Here is a 17248-nt window from a genome sequence, read left to right on the forward strand (position 1 = left end):
TCAGCGGCCCTCGAACCGCGGCGGGCGCTTCTCGGCGAACGCGGCGATGCCCTCGGCGGTGTCGGCGGTCTCCTGCAGCATCGTCACCGCCTCCAGCGAGTAGCCGGTCTCGCCGCGGTCGACCCCCCGGTTGATCATCTGCTTGCCGACGCGCACGGCCAGCGGGGCGGCCCGGGCGATCCGCTCCCCCAGCGCCACCGCCTCGTCGAGCAGGGCGTCGTGCGCCACCACCCGCTGGACGAGCCCGGCGCGCTCGGCCTGCGCGGCGTCGAGGCGCTCGCCGGCGAGCACCATCCACTTCGTCCAGTGCCGCCCGAGCACCGCGGGCCCGCGCAGCACCCCGAAGCCGGGCACGAGTCCGATCCCGCTCTCGGGCATGGCGAACAGGGCGCGGTCGGAGGCGATCACCAGGTCGCAGGCCAGCGCCAGCTCGCAGCCGCCGCCGAACGCGTAGCCGTTGACCGCGGCGATCACCGGCAGCGGCGAGTCCTCGACCGCCGCGAACGTCCGCAGACAGTCGGCCTGGAACGCGCGCTTCGCCGCGACGCCGTCGAGCTCGCCGAACCCGGCGATGTCCCCGCCCGCGGAGAACGCCTTGTCCCCCGCGCCGGTGACCACGACCGCGCGCGTCGTCCCGTCCGCCTCCAGGGTGGCCAGCGCCTCGCGCATCTGCGGCCAGAACGTCGGGGTCAGCGCGTTGAGCTTCTCCGGGCGGTCGAGGTGGATCACCGCGACCGGACCGTCCGCCTTCAGCGTGATCTCCGTGTACGCGCTCACAGCCGGCCTCCCCGGTGGCCGACGCGGTGCGGCCGCTCCCCCCACGCGATCTCGATGCCGGTCGCGACGGCGTGGCGGGTGGCGGCGGGCGCGATGACGTCGTCGAGCGACAGGTGCGCCGCGGCCTCCCACGGCTCGGACTCGGCGACCCACTCGGCGGTCAGCTCGGCCGCCCGGGCGTCGCGGGCCGCCTCGCCCTCCTCGGCGAGCAGGCGGTCGAGGGCGCGGCGGTGCACGGTGCGGATGCCGGTCTCGGGGGCCATGAAGCCCATCTCGGCGGTGGGCCAGGCGAAGAGGAAGTCCGGGCCGGTCGGGCGCCCGCCCATGGCGAAGTGCCCGCCGCCGTAGGCCTTGCGCAGCACCACCCCGACGCGCGGCACTGCGGCGCGGGCGATGCGCGAGACGGTGCGCTCGTAGGCGTGCAGGATGCCCGCGCGCTCGGCCTGGCTGCCGATCATCAGCCCGGGCACGTCGTGCAGGAACACCAGCGGCAGCCCGAAGGTGTCGCACAGGTCGACGAAGTCGTGCTCCTTGGCCAGCGAGTCCGGGTCCAGCGCGCCCGCCCGCACCAGCGGCTGGTTGGCGACGATCCCCACCGGTCGGCCCTCCACGCGCGCCAGGGCGCACAGCAGGCTCGGCCCCCACCCGTCGGCCCAGGGCAGCACGGACTCCGCGTCGGCGACGGCGGCCAGCACCGTGCGCATGTCGTAGCCCGCGCGGGCGCCGGTGGGGACGAGGTCGGCGAGCTCCGCGGGGTCGGTGGCGGGCGCGACGGGCGCGGAGACGGGCGCCGGGAGCGCGGCGTTCGAGGGCAGGTAGGACAGGAACGCGGTCAGCGCGTCGAGGGCGTCGGCCTCGGTGTCGACCACGAGGTGGGCGTTGCCCGCGGCCGTCGCCGCGTCGGGGCCGCCGAGCTCGTCGTCGCTGAGGCGCTCGCCGATCGCGGGCTCGACGACGCTCGGCCCGGACAGCGCCACCGAGGAGCCGCGCGTCATCACCACGTAGTGGGCGGTCGCCGCGTGCAGCGCGGAGTCGCCGTACGACGGGCCGAGGACCGCCGCCGCGCGGGGCACGGCAGGGCGGCCGTCGGTCGGTCCGAGGAAGCTGGTGAAGTCGAGCGGCAGCCCGGAGAACCGCCAGCCCATGACGTCGGGCATCCGGCCGCCGTCGGCGTCGCAGAGCAGCACGAGCGGGAAGCCGCCGCGCTGGGCGTGCTCGATGAGCCGGCCCTGCTTGCGCATGCTGATGGGCGCGGTGGTGCCCGCGACCGCGGTGGCGTCGATGCCGATGACGCCGACCCGCCGGCCGTCGAGCGTCCCGAACCCGGTGACCACGGCGTCGCCGGGGACCGGCTTCTCCCGGCGGATCTCCGGCTCGGCGAGCGCGCCGATCTCGAACCAGCTGTCCGGGTCGACCAGCGCCGCGACCCGCTCGCGCACCGGCATCCGCCCCGACGCCCGGTGGCGGGCGAGGGCCTGCTCGCCGCCCATGGCCTCGGCCGCGGTGCGGCGGCGGGCGAGCTCCGCGAGGGCGGTGTCCATGCCGGAGCGGGAACCGGCTTCGGCGGCGGGCACGTCGGGGCCGTCGCCGTTCGCGCGCCCTCCGGCGTGCTCGACTGGCACGGTGCCTCCCGTAGTGACGTGGATGACCCGGCGACCGTAATCTACCATCCGGACGTTTGGTAGACGACGCACCAGTGGAGGTCGCGATGCCCGGTCCGGTCCTCGTCGCCAACCGCGGTGAGGTCGCCGTGCGCATCGTGCGGGCGTGCCGCGAGCTCGGCCTGCGCTCCGTCGTGGTGCACACCGACGTCGACGCGGGCGCGCTGCCGACGCGGGTCGCCGACGTGGCGGTGCGCGTGCCGTCCTACCTCGATGTCGACGCGGTCGTCGGGGCGGGCCTGGCCCACAGCGCCTGGGCCGTGCACCCGGGCTACGGGCTGCTCGCCGAGGACGCGGGGTTCGCCGCGGCGGTGGCGGCGGCCGGGCTGGTGTTCGCCGGGCCGCCGGCCGAGGTCGTCGCGGCGATGGGCGACAAGGTGCGCGCGCGGGCGCTGGCCCGCCGCTGCGGCGTGCCGGTGCTGGACGGCACGGACGCTCCGGTGGACGCTTCGGACGCCGGGGCCGCCGCCGCGGACATCGGGTTCCCGCTGCTGGTCAAGGCCGCGCACGGCGGGGGCGGGCGCGGGATGCGCGTGGTCCGCGGGCCCGACGAGCTCGCCGGTGCCCTCGCCGCCGCGGGCCGCGAGGCGACGGCGGCGTTCGGCCGGGGCGAGGTGTTCCTCGAGCGCCACGTGGCCCGGCCCCGCCACGTCGAGGTGCAGGTGCTGGCCGACCACCACGGCGCGGTCGCGGTGCTCGGCGACCGCGACTGCACCGTGCAGCGACGGCACCAGAAGCTGCTCGAGGAGGCGCCAGCCCCCGACCTGCCCGACGCGCTGCGCGCCGAGCTGCACGACGCGGCCCGCCGGCTCGCGGTCGCCGTCGGTTACCGCGGGGCCGGCACCGTCGAGTTCCTCGTCTCGGGGGGGTCTCGGGGGGCGGAGCCCCCCGAGGGTGCGTTCCTCGAGATGAACACCCGCCTGCAGGTCGAGCACGGCGTCACCGAGCTGGTCACCGGCGTCGACCTCGTCGTCGCCCAGCTGCGGATCGCCGCGGGCGAGGCGCTCGCCGACGTCACCGGGTCGATCGCCGTGCGCGGGCACGCCGTCCAGGCCCGCATCGCGGCCGAGGACCCGTGGGAGGGCTTCCGCCCGGCGCCGGGGCGGATCACGGCGCTCGCCCTGCCGTCCGGGCCGTGGGTCCGTTGCGACTTCGGGGTCGAGGCCGGCGACGCGGTGCCCGGCGCCTACGACTCGCTGGTCGGCAAGGTCCACGCCTGGGGGCCCGACCGCGCCACGGCGTGCGCGCGCCTCGCCGGGGCGCTGGACGACCTCGTCGTCACCGGCGTGCCCACCACCGCGCCGTACCTGCGCGGGGTGCTCGACCGCCCCGAGCACGCGGCGATGATCCACGACACCGGCAGCGTCGAGCGGGACTGGGCGCCGGACCCCGCTGCTCGTCCGCCCGTGACCACTCCGGAGCCTGCCGCCGACCGGACCGTTTACCTCGCCACCGACCGTGGCCCGCTGACCCTGCGGGTCCCCCGCCACCGCGCCGCCGCCGGAGCCGCGACCGCGGCGCCCCGTCCGGAGCGCGGCCCGGCCGGCGGACCCGCGGTGCCGGTGGCCGACGGCGACCCGGTGGCGCCGATGGACGCCACGGTGGTCGAGGTGGTCGTCGCGGCCGGGCAGGACGTGGCCGCCGGCGCGGTGCTGGTCGTGCTCGAGGCGATGAAGATGGAGCTGCCGGTGCGCGCCCCGCGTGCGGTGCGGGTCGACGCGGTGCACGTCGCGGCCGGCGACCGCGTCGCGGCCGGGAGCGCCCTGGTCGGGCTCACCACAGCGTGATCAACGGGGACTTCGCGCGCGTGAAGGCAGCGAAACGCCCGTTCGCTGCGACAGGTCAGGCGCCGACGCGCGCCGGGGCCCGGGCGGCGAGGGCGTCGGCGGTCGCCACCCCGTGCACGGCCATCGCCGCGAGCTGGACGCCGATCTCCTCCGGCGTCGAGGGGCCGTCGGGCCGGAACCAGCGGTAGACCCAGTTCGTCGACCCGAGGATCGACAGCCCGGCGACGCGCGGGTCGACGTCCGGGCGAGTGAGGCCCTCGCGCTGGGCCTCGGCGACCAGGTCGCGGAACACGCCCTGGTACGCGTGCCCGGAGCCGAGGATCTGCTCGCGGCGCGCCGTCGGGAGCGACGCGAGCTCGTGCAGGAACACCGCGGTCGGCACGAGGTTGCGGCAGGCGTGCTCGACGTGGGCGCGGATCGTGGTCTCGAGGCGCTGGAGCGGGTCGCCGTCCGAGGCCGCCGCGGCGCGCACGACGGCGTAGCCCTCGCGGTGCACCTCGCTGATGACCTCGAAGAGCAGGTCCTCCTTGGACTGGATGTAGTAGTAGAGGCTGCCCTTGAGCATGCCGAGGCGGTCGGCGATGTCCTGCAGCGACGCGCCCTCGTAGCCCTTCTCGTAGAACATCTGCGTGGCGACCTCGAGCAGCTGCGCCCAGCGCTCCTCGCGGGGCTTGCGCTGCCCGGCGGCGCGGCGCTCGCTGCGCCCGGCCGGGCGGCGGTCCTGTGCCATGGTCTGCTCCCGCTGGTGCTCGTGGGCCGGTCGGCGGACGGCGATGCGACCCACCGTACGGCCGGTAGGTGGTACCCGACGCCCGACTCGCTCAGCCCGTCGCGTGCTCCCGGCGCGACAGGCGCGGGGCCTCGGTGACCCCGCGGGCGGCCAGGTCGGCGGCGATCCGCTCGCGCAGCGCCCCTTTCTGGATCTTCGTGCCGGACATGGGCCAGGTGTCGACGAACTCCACCCAGCGCGGGGCCTTGAACGTCGCCAGCGTCTCGAGGCAGTGGGCGACGAGCTCGCGCGCGAGCGCCTCGCGGTCCGCGCCCCGCCACGCCGGCGCCCGCTCGACGAAGGCGGCGGCGACCTCGCCGAGGCGGGCGTCGGGCGCGCCGACCACCGCCACCACACCGACCGCCGGGTGCTCGGCGAGCCGGCCCTCGACCTCGGCCGCGGCGACGTTCTCGCCGCCGACCTTGAGCATGTCCTTGAGCCGGCTGACGAACGTGAACCGCCCCGCGGCGTCCCGGCGCACGAGGTCGCCGGTGTGGAACCAGCCCTCGGCGTCGATCCGCGCGGCCGCGGTCTCGGGGTCCCCGTGGTAGTACGCCATCCGCGAGACCCCGCGGTGCAGGAACTCCCCCACCTCGTCCGGGCCGCACTCCCGCCCGGTCTCCGGGTCGCGGACCGTCGCCTCCATCCCGGTCAGCGGCACCCCGCTCGTCCCGGCGCGGGCCTCGGGCGGGTCGTCCACGGAGCCGACGCAGCAGAACCCGGCCGCCTCCGTCCCGCCCAGGCACGAGACCTGCACCGCGGTCGGCAACCGGGCCTGCATCGCCGCCATCCGCGCGGCCGGGCCGACGTTGATCACCGTGCGCAGGGCGGGCACCGCGGCCGGGTCGAACTCGGGGTGGTCGAGCACCGGCAGCCAGATCGTGTCGAACGCGGGGAACGCGACACTCGCGCGCTCGTCGACCAGCTGCCGCCAGGCGACGTCGGCCGTGAAGGTCCCGACGTGCACGAGCGTGCACGCCGCGGCGAGCGAGCCCAGGAGCAGGTCGATGCCGCCGCAGTGGTGCAGGGGCAGCGGCGTCCAGAAGCGGTCTTCGGGGGTGAGGCGCAGGCGCTCGACCAGGTTCGCGCCCAGCGCGGCGTAGGCGGCGTGGGTGTGCACGCAGCCGCGCGGACGCGAGGTCGTCCCCGACGTGTAGAGCAGGATCATGGGGTCGTCCGGGGCGACGTCCACCGCTGGCGCGTCGGCCGGGTCGCCGGCGAGCTCGGCGGGCGTGACGGCGTCGGGCCCGGCGAGCGCGAGGAGCTCGGGCGACGCCACCACCACCGCGGGCCCCGCGTCGGCGCGCAGCCACGCGGTCTCGTCCGGCGTCCCGCGCGGGTTCACCGGCGCGGGCACCGCCCCGAGCATCGTCGCCGCCACCAGGCCGACGACCGCGTCGAGGCCCCCGGGCAGCACGAACAGCACCCGGTCGCCGCGGCGCACCCCGCGCGCGTGCAGCCCGGCGGCCTGCGCCCGGGCCGCGGCGCGCACCGCCGTCCACGTCGCCCGCTCGCCGGGGAAGGCGACCTCGGCCGCCGGCGACCGCGTAACGGCGTCGTCGAGGAGCCCCGGCAGCGTCGTCCGCACGCCTCGCCGACCCGCTACTTGATCGACGCCCCGGCGTCGACAGGCAGCGTCGCGCCGGTGATGTAGCGGGCCTCGTCCGAGAGCAGGAAGAGCACCGCGTTCGCGACGTCGACCGACTCGATCCACGGGATCTCGAGGGCGTTCAGCGAGGTGAACCCGGCGATGGCCTTGTCCTGCGTGGGCTCCGGGTCGCCCGGCGCGAACATCCCCCACGTCCCCGGGTTCTGGATCATGTGCGTGTCGACGTTCGTCGGGTGCACCGTGTTGACCCGCACGCGGTAGGGCGCCAGCTCGTTGGCGAGGTTGCGCATCAGCCCGACGAGCCCGTGCTTGGCCGAGACGTAGTGCCCGACCTGCTGGATGCCCTTGAAGCCGCCGATCGAGCTGGTGAACACCATCGCGCCGCCCCGCCCGCCCTCGATGAGCCGCGGGATGGCGGCCTTCGCGGTGTGCCAGACGCCGGTGAGGTTGACGTCGATCATGTCCTGCCAGGTGGCCTCGTCGAGCTCCCAGGCGCGCCCGTAGCTCGCGATGCCCGCGTTGGCGACGACGCCGTCGAGGCGCCCGAGCTCGTCGACGCCGTCAGCCACGGCCGAGTCGAGGCCCGCCTGGTCGCGCACGTCGGCGACGCGGGCGACGATCCGCCCGCCGGCCTTCTCGACCTCGACGACGGTCTGGTCGAGGTCCTCGCGCGTGGCCGGCGGGTACTTGCCGACCACGGTGTCGATGCCGGCGCAGGAGTCGACCGCGATGACGTCGGCGCCCTCCTGCGCGAGCCGTAGCGCGTGGGCGCGGCCCTGGCCGCGCGCGGCCCCGGTGACGAGGACGACCTTGCCCTCCATGCGTCCGGTCATGCCGGTGCTCCCTGTCAGACGGAGCGCTCCCGCACGTCCCAGTACGGGGCGCGCAGGTCACGCTTGAGGATCTTGCCGGTGGGCGCCTTGGGCAGCTCGGGAACGAACTCCACCGAGCGCGGCTTCTGGTACGACGCGAGGTGCGCCCGGGCGGTCTCGACGATGTCGGACTCGGTCGCGCTCGTGCCCGGCTTGAGCACGACGAACGCCTTGACGCTCTCGCCCCACACGTCGTCCGGGACGCCGATCACCGCGCACTCGAGCACCGCCGGGTGGTGGTTGACGGCCTCCTCGACCTGCACCGAGTAGATGTTCTCGCCGCCCGAGATGATCATGTCCTTGGCGCGGTCGACGATGAACACGTAGCGGTCGGCGTCCCAGGTGGCGAGGTCGCCGGTCCACATCCAGCCGTCGCGCAGGGTGTCGGCGGTGAGGTCGGGCCGGTGCCAGTAGCCGGCCATGTTGGCCTCGGACCGGACGACGATCTGACCCACCGTGGCCCCGTCGGTGGGCACCGGGTTGCCGTCGACGTCGACGATGCGCACCGAGGTCACGAACCCCTCGCGCCCGCACGACTGCAGCCGCTCGGGGTGGGCGCCGTTCACCGCGGCGTGGTGGTCCTCCTGGGACAGGAAGCACATCGTGGTGCCCTCGGTCTGCCCGTAGCCCTGGATCATCGTGCACGGGAAGGCCTGCAGCGCGTTCTTCACCACCGCCGAGGGCATCGGCCCGCCGCCGTACTGGATGTTGCGCAGGCTCGCGATGTCGTAGCCCGAGAACCCGGGCACGGCCATCATCCAGTTGAGCATCGTGGTGATGCCGAGGAACGCCGAGACGCGCTCCGCCTCGATGATCTCCAGAGCCCGCGTGGCCTCGAAGTTCATGAGCACGAGCGGGCAGCCGTGGCGCAGGTAGTTCATCGAGAGCACCACGGGGATGTGGTACATCTGTCCGGTCAGCATGTAGACGTCGCTGGGGACGATCCGCTCCGCGACGGTCTGGTTGAGCATCCCGAACGACGCGCTGCGGTGGGTGTGCAGCGCGCCCTTCGACGCCCCGGTGGTGCCGCCGGTGTAGAGGATGAAGAACGGGTCGTCGTCGCCCACGGCCGCCGAGTCGGCCGGCTCGTCGGCGGACGACGCGGCCAGCAGGTCCTCGTAGGACCCGTCGCCGTCGGGCCCGCAGGACAGCCAGTGCTCGACGTCGGCGAGCGCGGCCAGGTCGCGCCCGAGCTCCGCCCACTCCCCCGCGACCACGATCGCCCGGGGCGCGCCGTCGGCGACGATGCGCGCGAGCTCGGCGACCCCGAGCCGCCAGTTCAGCGGCTGGACGACGAGGCCCGCGCGACCGGCGGCGAAGTAGATCTCCTGGAACTCGGTGGAGTTCTTCGCGAGCACGGCGATCCGGTCGCCGCGCTGCAGCGCCAGGCCGTCGGGGCGCGGACCGCGCAGCCCGTTGGCGAGGCGCCGGACGCGCTCGTCGAGCTCCGCCCAGCTCGTGCGCCGGCCGACCGTGGTGTCGACGACGGCGTCGGCGCGCGGGGTGAGCGCCGCCCACTTCTCGGGGATGCGGCCGATGTTGACCATGTCAGTAGGGCAGGTCGAGGTAGACGTAGCGGTCGGCGATCAGCCAGGTGCCGTCCTGGTGGACGAGCTGGTCGCGGTACCAGCCGCTGGAGAGCACCCGGATCGCGCCGTTCTCGATGGACAGCAGCGTCAGGTTCGTGACCGCGATGGCCTCGTCGTCGGCCTCCTTCTCGAACCACAGGTTCGAGAGGTTGTGGCGGCGCTGGTCGGTCTGGGCGGCCATCGAGTCGGCGTGCAGCGCGCGGATCGCCGCCCGGCCCTCGAACGGGCCGACGAGCTGCCCGTCGCGCCCGATGCGCAGGCTCATGCGGGCGTCGTCGGTGAAGCAGGAGGCGATGAGGTCGGGGTCGGCCTCGTCGTAGCCCCAGGAGGCCTTGCCGAGGAGGTTCTCGATGTGGGGACGGACGGGGGCCACGGGGTCCTCCTAGCTGGGGGTGAACTCGAGGAGCAGGCGATCGGGGGCGCGCGTGAACACCCCGGTCTCCGGGGGCGGCGCGCCGTCGGCGAACCGGATGTCGGTCATCGCGTCGAGGAGGTCGTTCATGCCGACCTCGATCTCGAAGAGCGAGAGCAGCGCACCGACGCAGAAGTGCCGGCCGAGGCAGAAGGCCAGGTGGTCCGCGGCGGCGGAGAACGCCCGGGAGTGGTCGAGGTCGGGGCGCAGGACGTCGAAGACCTCGGGCCGGTCGAAGCGCCGCTCGTCGCGGTTGGCGGCACCGATGAGGCAGGTGACCGTGCGGCCGGCCTCGACGACGCCGCCCGACAGCTCCACGTCCTCGGCGGGCTGGCGCATGATCATGTGGACGGGCGGGGTGAAGCGCAGCGTCTCGGCGAAGGCGGCGGGGATCAGGCTGCGGTCCTGCCTGACCGCCGCGAGCTGCTCGGGGTGGGCGACGAGGTCGGCCATGAGGCTCGTGATCGCCTTGTCGGTGGTCTCGCCGCCCGCGGTGAGCAGGAGGCTGCAGAACGCCTTGATCTCCTCGTCGGTCATCGACTCGCCGTCGATCTCCGCCGCGCACAGCGTCGAGAGCAGGTCGTCGCCCGGGTTCTCCCGCCGCTCCCCGATGCGCGGGATCATGTAGTCCTCGAACTCGGCCTTGGTGCGCAGGCCCTCCGCGGCCACGGCCTCGTCGCCGGCGAGGTTCCCGAGGAACCCCATGATCGAGGTGTACCAGCCGTGGAAGCGGTCGTGGTCCTCGCGCGGCAGGCCGAGCATGTCGACGATGACGTTGATGGGGAACCGGGTGGCGAACGCCTCGACGAGGTCGACGTGTCCGTCGGCGCGGAAGGCGTCGACCAGATCGCGGGAGTTGCGCCGGATCGTCGGCCCGAACTGCTCCTGCAGCGCCTTGCCCCGGAACGCCGGCGCCACCAGCGAGCGGTGCGTGGAGTGCTCGCGACCCTCCATCTGCAGGATCGTGCGCCCGTGCACGGGCTCCAGCTGCCAGGCGTAGTTCTGGCTCGTGAAGACCGGGTCCTTGAACGCCCGCTGCACGTCGTCGTAGCGGCTGATGACGTAGGTCTGCATGCCCTCGTGCCACACCAGCGGGAACTCGTCGCGCAGCAGCCGGTACGCCGCGTACGGGTCCCTCGCGAACTCCGCCGACAGGATGTCCGGCGGTTCGAGCGTGGCCGTCATGTGTCCCCCGACCTGGTCAGACGTCGATGTCCCGTTACCTACCAAGCGTTTGGTACTCGATCGCGAGACTAGCATCACACCCGCTCGGGTCAAGGCTCGCTGGTTCCGGCCCTGCTCCGGTGATCACCAGGTCGAAAAGCACCTCGCGAGGCCCTATGCGGGTGCTTTTCGGCCTGGTGATCACGGGTGGCGAACGCCGAGCTCGCGAGCCCGCCGCGCCAGGGCCACCCGGACCCGGTGCACGAACCCCCGAGGGTCGACGAACAGGTCGTGCGCGGTGATCGGGAGGACCAGCCAGCCGGCGGCCGCGAGCTCCGTGATGCGCACGGCGTCGCGCCGCCACTGCCGCTTGTCGGCGCGGTGGTGGTCGCCCTGGTACTCCAGCGCGGTCCGCAGCTCGCGCCACCCGAAGTCGACGCGCCCGACGAACAGCCCGCGGTCGTCGCACACGACGAGCTGCGGGACCGGCTCCGGGATGCCCGCCGCCCCGCGGAGGAGCAGCCGCGTGCGCGTCTCCGGCGGCGACTCGGCGCGGGCGTCGGCGTCCGCGACGACGGCCTCCAGGCACCGCCTGCCCCGTGGGTTGTCGCGCAGGACCGGGTGGTCGAGCAGCTCGTCCGGGCGGAACCGGAACTCGTGCGCCAGCGCGTCCACCGCGATCACGCCCTCGACGTGGTCGCCGCGGGACGCCAGGTCGAGCGCGGTCCTGATCGGCGACGTCACCCCGACGCCGTCGACGCGCACCACCTCGTGCTCGCCGAGCACGTCCTGCCTCAGGGTCCTCCCCGGGCGCACGCGCCGGAGGTGCCGCGGGCCGACGACGAGCTCGATCGGGGCGCCCTCAGGCACCGCGTCCACCCCGAGGAGGGTGACCGCCGACCAGCCACCGACGACGGCGCCGGGCACCTCGAGCGCGGCGCCCAGCACCCGCAGCCGGGCGTCGAGCTCCACCCTCGCCGCCACGTACGTGTCGCGCCCGAGCTCACAGAAACCGGGCCCGCCCAGCCGCCGGCGCGTGGTGAGGCCGGCCGCGATCGCCGCCGACCCGCGGAAAGGCTTGTCCAGGTCCACACGGTGTTGGAGGGGCGCGGGGCCCGCGCGGTTCCCTGCACGGTGATCAGCAGGTCGAAAAGCACCTCGCGGACCCTGTCGGAGGTGCTTTTCGACCTGGTGATCACCGGAGCAGGGCGGGCTAGGTGCGCAGGGGCGCCATGACCTGCTCCGCGAAGCGCAGCACCGGCTCCGTGGAGGCCGGGTTGCCGAAGTCCATGACGAAGTGGTCGACGCCGACCTCGATCTTCGCCGCGAGCTCCTCCACGAGCCGCGATGAGTCCTCGTCGCTCTCGGGCAGGGCGCGCTCGAGGGTCACCGAGACCTCGATCGCGTCCGGGGCCCGGCCGGCCCCCTCGGCGGCGCGGCGGACGATGTCGCGGCGGCGGACGAAGTCCTCCGCCTCCCCCTTGAACGGGCCGTTCCACACGTCCGCGAGCCGCCCGACCATCGGCAGCCCGACCTTCTCGCCGGCCGCGCCGATGCACACGCGCGGCGGGGGGTCGGGCAGCGGCGGGGCCGCGGCGCCGTCGATGCGGTAGTGCCGGCCCTCGAACGACGGGTCGTCCTCGGTCCACATCAGCCGGCAGATCGTGATCGCCTCCTCGAGCTGGGCGAAGCGCACCGGCGGGCGCGGGAAGTCGTAGCCGTAGGCGAGGTACTCGGGCTCGCGCCAGCCCGCGCCGATGCCGAGCACGAAGCGCCCGCCGCTGAGGTACTGCAGCGTCGCGGCCATCTTCGCCAGCAGCGGCGGGTGGCGGTAGCCGACGCCGAGCACGTGGTGGACCAGCTCGACGCCCTCGTGGCGCGCCGCGAGCCACGTCAGCGTCGTCCACGCCTCGAGGAACGGATCGGTCTTCTGGTCGAAGCCGTAGAAGTGGTCGGCGATCCAGAGCGAGTCGAAGTGCGGCAGCGCCGTCGGCAGGATCGCGGTGTCCTGGTCGGCGGCGATGGGCCGGTGGTCGCTGAAGCGGTTCCCGATCACCGGGGAGAGCCAGCCGAACTTGGGGGTGGTCGCCACGAGGGCATCATGCCGTGCCGCTTGACCCCGATCCGCACCCTTGCGACGCTCTCGGACGTCCGTTTGGTAGTCGGGAGGCCTCGGTGGCGCAGTACGACGTCGTGGTCATCGGGGCCGGCGCGGCCGGGCTGACGGCGGCGTCGCTGCTGGCGGTCGAGGGCAAGCGCGTCTGCCTGCTCGAACGCTCGCCCCACCTCGGCGGGCGGGGCATGGCCGTGCCCGACGAGGGCTTCACCGTCAACGTCGGCGGCCACCTCATCGAGGACCCGGGCTCGGGACTGACGAAGGTCTTCGAGCACGTCGGCAAGACGCTGCAGCACGGCGAGGTCTCCGCCGAGATGCCCGTCTGGGACCACGAGAACGACCGCTGGGGCTCGATCCGCGACCGCTACGCGGGCAGCAAGGGCGAGCTGAAGAAGGTCATCAAGGCCCTGATGGACACCGAGTGGGACGAGCTCGACCGCTGGGACGACCGCCCCCTGCGCCAGTGGCTGCACCAGCACACCGACGACCAGGGCGTCGTCGACCTCTTCGAGTTCATCACCGTGCTCGAGTGCATGACGGACAACTGGTGGGACCACTCCGCCAGCGACAACCTCTTCGTTCGCAAGATGCACTTCGCCGAGCGCGGCACCGCGGCCTACTCCTGCTGGCCGGGCCAGGGCTGGGACGGCATGTGGGCCGACCTCGCGGACGCGTTCACCGCGGCCGGCGGCGACCTGCGGCTCTCCACCCCCGTCGAGCGCGTCGTCATCGAGGACGGCGTGACCAAGGGCGTCGCGATCGCCCGCCAGCCCCGGGTGCTGCCCAACGAGTTCTTCGAGGAGGAGATCCTCGAGGCCGACCACGTCATCTGCACGCTGCCCGTCTGGCACGTGCTGAACGTCGTCGACGAGGACGACCTGCCCGACTGGTACGCCGCGCAGATCAGGTTCCTCGCGCAGGACCGGTTCCGGATCTCGTGGCTCGGGCTCTACCTCGCCACCGAGGAGCCGGTGCACCAGTACGACCCGCGCGAGCTCTCGACGTGGCTGAAGACCCCGAACACCGAGCTCTCCGGGTTCATGTTCAACCAGACCGCCATGGACCCCACGTGCTCGCCGGAGGGCACGCAGCTGCACGTCATGGGCGGCGTGTTCCCCGGCGAGAAGGGCCGCGACCGCGCCTGGCTGCGGAAGCAGATGCTGCAGTTCGAGGCCGACGTCGCGCAGATGTGGCCCGCGTTCGCCGAGCCCGTCTGGCGCCGTCGGCACCTCGTCTTCGAGCCGTCGTTCGGCGTCATCCAGAAACCCGGGCTCGTCGGGATGTACCGGCCGCACTGGCGCCCGCCGCACCCCGAGGGCCTGTGGTTCGCCGGCGAGACGTTCCGCAGCCGCGGCATCGGCACCGACCGCGCGGCGCGCGCCGCCGTCACGGTCGTCGAGGAGTACCTCGGGCGGCGCCTCGCCACCTTCGGCGACGGGTGGCGGTACTAGGTGGCGATCGAACTCGGCGTGCCCGGCCAGATCATGCCGCCCGCGTCGGCGGCGGTGAAGTTCGCGCAGCGCAGCGAGGCCGAGGGCTTCGACGCGGTGTGGTGGCCCGACCACCTCATGGGCTGGCACCCCGACACGATGTGGACCCCGGACCTCACCCCGCTCGCGGACATGCAGCCCAGCCCCCACGTCTACTTCGACCCCGCCGTGATGATGGGCGTCGTCGGCGCGGCCACCGAGCGGATCAAGGTCGGCGTCTGCGTCACCGACCTCATCCGCCGCCACCCGGCCGTGGCCGCCCAGACCGCGCTGACGCTCGACCACGTCACCCAGGGCCGCGCGATCATCGGGCTGGGCAGCGGCGAGCAGCTCAACGCGACGCCCTACGGGATGCCCTTCGACACCCCGGTCGCCCGGCTCGACGAGGGCATCGACGTCATGCGCCTGCTCATGGACGCCGACGGGCCCGTCGACTTCGACGGCCGGTTCCACCGTCTCGACCGGGCCGTCCTCGGCCTGCGGCCGTGGGGCGAGCAGCCCCCCGAGATCTGGACCGCCGCCCACGGCCCGCGGATGCTGCGCCTGACCGGGCGCAAGGCCGACGGCTGGCTGCCCACGAAGCTGGGCCCGGCCGAGTACGGCACCGCGCTCGGCACGATCCGGGGGTCCGCCGAGAAGGCCGACCGCGACCCGGACGCGATCACGCCGGGGATGCTCGGCTACGTGCTCATGGGCCCCGACACCGAGACCGTGCAGCGGCTCACCGAGGCCCCGCTGGTCCGCGCCCTGTGCGTCCTGCTGCCCGCGCAGGTGTTCCGCGACCTCGGCGTCGAAGGCCCCTACCCCGACGGCTCCGGCTTCCACGACTTCATCCCGACCGCGATCGACCGCGCCGAGTCCCTGCGGATCATCGACGCGATCCCGCCGGCCGTGGTGCGCCACTACGCGTTCTGCGGCACGCCCGAAGAGGTCGCCGACCAGGTCGAGGAGTACGTCGCCCACGGCCTGCGGCACCTCGTGATGTGGAACATCACGGCGTTCGGCGACCCGAGCCTCGCCCGCTGGTCGTTCGGCGCGATGTCGGAGCTGCGCAAGAGGCTGGGCACGTGACCCCGCCGGTGGTCGACCGCTACTTCGCCGCGGTCAACGCCGGCGACTGGGCCGCGGTCGGTGACGTCTTCGCCCCCGACGCCGAGCTGCACGCCGTCGGCGCGCCGCCGCGGCGGGGACGCGAGGAGATCGTGGCCCACTTCCCGCGGGTCCTCGCGGCGCTGCCCGTCCACCACGACGAGCCCACCCGCGTCGTCGTCGCCGGCTCCGTCGTCCTCGTCGAGATCCGTTTCACCGGCCGGAACCAGGCCGGCGGCGACGTGGTCTTCGACGCCGTCGACGTGTTCGACCTGACCGACGACGGCACGGCGATCCGGCGCCTGTCGAGCTGGTACGACACGGCGGCGGTGGGCCGGATGGTGCGCGCGTCGTGACCGTGCTGACCGGGCTCGGCGTCACGCTGCCGGTGGACGAGGGCCTCACCGCCGGCGGCTACCTCGACCTCGCCCGGCTCGCCGAGGACTGCGGCTACAGCGACGTCCTCGTCGGCGAGGTCGCCGGACCCGAGGTGTTCGCGATGCTCGGCATGATCGCGGCGTCGACGAGGCGCATCCGGCTGGGCAGCGGCATCGTCGGGATCTACCAGCGCAGCGCGGTGCTCACCGCGATGGGCTTCACGACGCTGGCCTCGCTCGCCCCGGGCCGGGTGCTGGCGGGCATCGGGGCCTCGAGCCCGATCGTCGTCGAGCAGTGGCACGGGCTGGCGTTCGACGCGCCCCGCGCGCGGATCGAGGAGTACGTCGGCGCCCTGCGCACCGTGTTCCGCGGGGAGCGCACCGCGATCGACGGGGCCCACGTGCGCTCGCACGGGTTCCGGGCGGCGCTCGCCCCGGTGGACGTCCCGATCGTGCTCGCGGCGATGAACCCGCGGATGCTGCGCCTCGCCGGCGCGGTCGCCGACGTCGCGTTCCTGACCTGGACCCCGCCCGCCGAGTACGGGCCGAAGATCGCGCTGGTCCGCGAGGGCGCCCGCGCGGCCGGCCGGGACCCCGACGAGGTCGGCATCGCCGCGTCCTTCTGGGCCTACGCCGGCGACCGGAACGACGAGGCCCGCGAGCGGCTGCGCCGCTTCGTGCTCCAGTACGCGATGGTGCCGACGCACCGCCCGTCGTTCCGCGGGAGCTTCGCCGGCCTCGACGCGGCCGCGGAGGCGTGGTCCGCCGGCGACCGGCGCGCGGCGCTCGGCGCCGTGGACGACGCCGCCGTCGACGCGATGTGCGCGCTCGGCATCGGGACGGACGTCGCCCGCCGGGTCGCCGAGATGCGCACGGCCGGCGTGGACCTGCCGATCGCGCTCACCCCGGGCGCGGTGCCCGGAGACCCGGAGGGGCCCGTGCAGACCATCGAACGGCTCGCCGCGGCCGCGGCGGTGCGCTCGTGACCGGGCCGTCGGTCGACGACACCGTCGCGTCGGTGCCCCCCGACGCGGGACTGCTGCGGACCGACCACGTCGCGGTGGCCCTGCACGACCCGCGCGACGGCGTCGCGCTGTTCGGCGGCGCCCTGGGCGGGCGGTTCCTGTTCGGCGGGGACAACGACCGCCAGGGGATCCGCATCGTGCAGCTCGTCCTGCCCGGCGGGATGAAGATCGAGCTCATCTCGCCGCTGCGCGACGACGCCCCGGTGGCGCGGTTCCTGGAGCGCCGCGGGCCCGGCGTCCACCACATCACCCTGATCTTCGCCGACGTCGAGGTCGCCGTGGCCCGGCTGACGGGGTGCGGCTACGAGGTCGTCGACGTCGACCTCGGCAACCCGCACTGGCGCGAGGCGTTCGTGCGCCCGCGCTCGGGCCTCGGGACGCTGCTCCAGCTCACCGACACGACGGTGCGCTGGGACGAGCCCCCGCCCTCGGGGATCACGCTCGACGACGTGCTCGCCGGCCGCGTCGTGTTCACCGACGACGAGCAGGCCGTGCTGCGCGAGGGATGAGC

The 17248-nt window shown here is 74.3% G+C and carries 16 protein-coding genes; 6 read left to right on the forward strand and 10 right to left on the reverse strand.

What is annotated here, in order from left to right; genetic code table 11:
- Both ACQPX6_RS16180 and ACQPX6_RS16185 read right to left on the reverse strand, forming a co-directional pair.
- Complete coding sequence (locus ACQPX6_RS16180; RefSeq protein WP_433781253.1) at positions 1 to 777, reverse strand: enoyl-CoA hydratase/isomerase family protein; 777 nt, start codon at positions 775 to 777, stop codon at positions 1 to 3.
- Complete coding sequence (locus ACQPX6_RS16185; RefSeq protein WP_433781254.1) at positions 774 to 2399, reverse strand: acyl-CoA carboxylase subunit beta; 1626 nt, start codon at positions 2397 to 2399, stop codon at positions 774 to 776. The genes ACQPX6_RS16180 and ACQPX6_RS16185 overlap by 4 nt, the downstream gene beginning before the upstream one ends.
- Positions 2400 to 2485: 86 nt before the next feature.
- Between ACQPX6_RS16185 and ACQPX6_RS16190 the strand changes: the two genes are divergently transcribed.
- Positions 2486 to 4225, forward strand: a complete 1740-nt coding sequence (locus ACQPX6_RS16190) for a biotin carboxylase N-terminal domain-containing protein (RefSeq protein WP_433781255.1) — start codon at positions 2486 to 2488, stop codon at positions 4223 to 4225.
- A 55-nt stretch (positions 4226 to 4280) separates the two neighbouring features.
- Here ACQPX6_RS16190 and ACQPX6_RS16195 read toward each other — a convergent pair whose 3' ends face one another.
- The 8 genes from ACQPX6_RS16195 to ACQPX6_RS16230 form a co-directional block, all read right to left on the reverse strand.
- Entirely contained in the window at positions 4281 to 4955 is a 675-nt protein-coding gene (locus tag ACQPX6_RS16195; protein WP_433781256.1) for a TetR/AcrR family transcriptional regulator, read from the reverse strand.
- Positions 4956 to 5046: 91 nt separating this feature from the next.
- Positions 5047 to 6582 carry a class I adenylate-forming enzyme family protein gene (locus tag ACQPX6_RS16200; RefSeq protein ID WP_433781257.1) on the reverse strand — a complete coding sequence of 512 codons (1536 nt, stop codon included), beginning with the start codon at positions 6580 to 6582 and terminating at the stop codon, positions 5047 to 5049.
- Positions 6583 to 6596: 14 nt separating this feature from the next.
- On the reverse strand, positions 6597 to 7436 hold the full coding sequence (locus ACQPX6_RS16205) for a mycofactocin-coupled SDR family oxidoreductase (protein ID WP_433781259.1): 840 nt from the start codon (positions 7434 to 7436) through the stop codon (positions 6597 to 6599).
- A 14-nt stretch (positions 7437 to 7450) separates the two neighbouring features.
- Positions 7451 to 9022 (reverse strand): AMP-binding protein, encoded by a 1572-nt coding sequence (locus ACQPX6_RS16210; protein WP_433781260.1) that lies wholly within the window; start codon positions 9020 to 9022, stop codon positions 7451 to 7453.
- A 1-nt stretch (position 9023) separates the two neighbouring features.
- Positions 9024 to 9437 (reverse strand): nuclear transport factor 2 family protein, encoded by a 414-nt coding sequence (locus tag ACQPX6_RS16215; protein WP_433781261.1) that lies wholly within the window; start codon positions 9435 to 9437, stop codon positions 9024 to 9026.
- A gap of 9 nt (positions 9438 to 9446) precedes the next feature.
- Positions 9447 to 10661, reverse strand: coding sequence for a cytochrome P450 (locus tag ACQPX6_RS16220; protein ID WP_433781263.1), 1215 nt, complete (start codon positions 10659 to 10661; stop codon positions 9447 to 9449).
- A gap of 180 nt (positions 10662 to 10841) precedes the next feature.
- Positions 10842 to 11732, reverse strand: a complete 891-nt coding sequence (locus ACQPX6_RS16225; protein WP_433781264.1) for an endonuclease domain-containing protein — start codon at positions 11730 to 11732, stop codon at positions 10842 to 10844.
- A gap of 121 nt (positions 11733 to 11853) precedes the next feature.
- On the reverse strand, positions 11854 to 12732 hold the full coding sequence (locus ACQPX6_RS16230) for an LLM class flavin-dependent oxidoreductase (RefSeq protein ID WP_433781265.1): 879 nt from the start codon (positions 12730 to 12732) through the stop codon (positions 11854 to 11856).
- Between the two features lie 83 nt (positions 12733 to 12815).
- Here ACQPX6_RS16230 and ACQPX6_RS16235 point away from each other — a divergent pair, with 83 nt between their 5' ends.
- From ACQPX6_RS16235 to ACQPX6_RS16255, 5 genes are read left to right on the forward strand one after another with little or no spacing between them, the layout of a single operon-like run.
- Entirely contained in the window at positions 12816 to 14207 is a 1392-nt protein-coding gene (locus ACQPX6_RS16235; RefSeq protein ID WP_433781266.1) for a phytoene desaturase family protein, read from the forward strand.
- Positions 14208 to 15317: an LLM class flavin-dependent oxidoreductase gene (locus tag ACQPX6_RS16240; RefSeq protein WP_433781267.1), complete on the forward strand. Its 1110-nt coding sequence runs from the start codon at positions 14208 to 14210 to the stop codon at positions 15315 to 15317. It begins immediately after the preceding gene.
- On the forward strand, positions 15314 to 15691 hold the full coding sequence (locus tag ACQPX6_RS16245; protein ID WP_433781268.1) for a nuclear transport factor 2 family protein: 378 nt from the start codon (positions 15314 to 15316) through the stop codon (positions 15689 to 15691). The genes ACQPX6_RS16240 and ACQPX6_RS16245 overlap by 4 nt, the downstream gene beginning before the upstream one ends.
- Positions 15688 to 16698, forward strand: a complete 1011-nt coding sequence (locus tag ACQPX6_RS16250; RefSeq protein ID WP_433781269.1) for an LLM class flavin-dependent oxidoreductase — start codon at positions 15688 to 15690, stop codon at positions 16696 to 16698. Before ACQPX6_RS16245 ends, ACQPX6_RS16250 begins: the two co-directional genes overlap by 4 nt.
- On the forward strand, positions 16695 to 17246 hold the full coding sequence (locus tag ACQPX6_RS16255) for a VOC family protein (protein WP_433781270.1): 552 nt from the start codon (positions 16695 to 16697) through the stop codon (positions 17244 to 17246). Before ACQPX6_RS16250 ends, ACQPX6_RS16255 begins: the two co-directional genes overlap by 4 nt.
- Positions 17247 to 17248 lie beyond the last annotated feature (2 nt).

The sequence above is a fragment of the Actinomycetospora sp. CA-101289 genome, from assembly GCF_050955895.1.
GTDB lineage: Bacteria > Actinomycetota > Actinomycetes > Mycobacteriales > Pseudonocardiaceae > Actinomycetospora.

What these genes read in the sequence shown, in the direction of transcription:
- ACQPX6_RS16190 (WP_433781255.1), top strand. Translation starts at nt 2,486, where the DNA reads ATGCCCGGTCCGGTCCTCGTCGCCAACCGCGGTGAGGTCGCCGTGCGC.
- ACQPX6_RS16210 (WP_433781260.1), bottom strand. Translation starts at nt 9,022, where the DNA reads ATGGTCAACATCGGCCGCATCCCCGAGAAGTGGGCGGCGCTCACCCCG.
- ACQPX6_RS16205 (WP_433781259.1), bottom strand. Translation starts at nt 7,436, where the DNA reads ATGACCGGACGCATGGAGGGCAAGGTCGTCCTCGTCACCGGGGCCGCG.
- ACQPX6_RS16220 (WP_433781263.1), bottom strand. Translation starts at nt 10,661, where the DNA reads ATGACGGCCACGCTCGAACCGCCGGACATCCTGTCGGCGGAGTTCGCG.
- ACQPX6_RS16195 (WP_433781256.1), bottom strand. Translation starts at nt 4,955, where the DNA reads ATGGCACAGGACCGCCGCCCGGCCGGGCGCAGCGAGCGCCGCGCCGCC.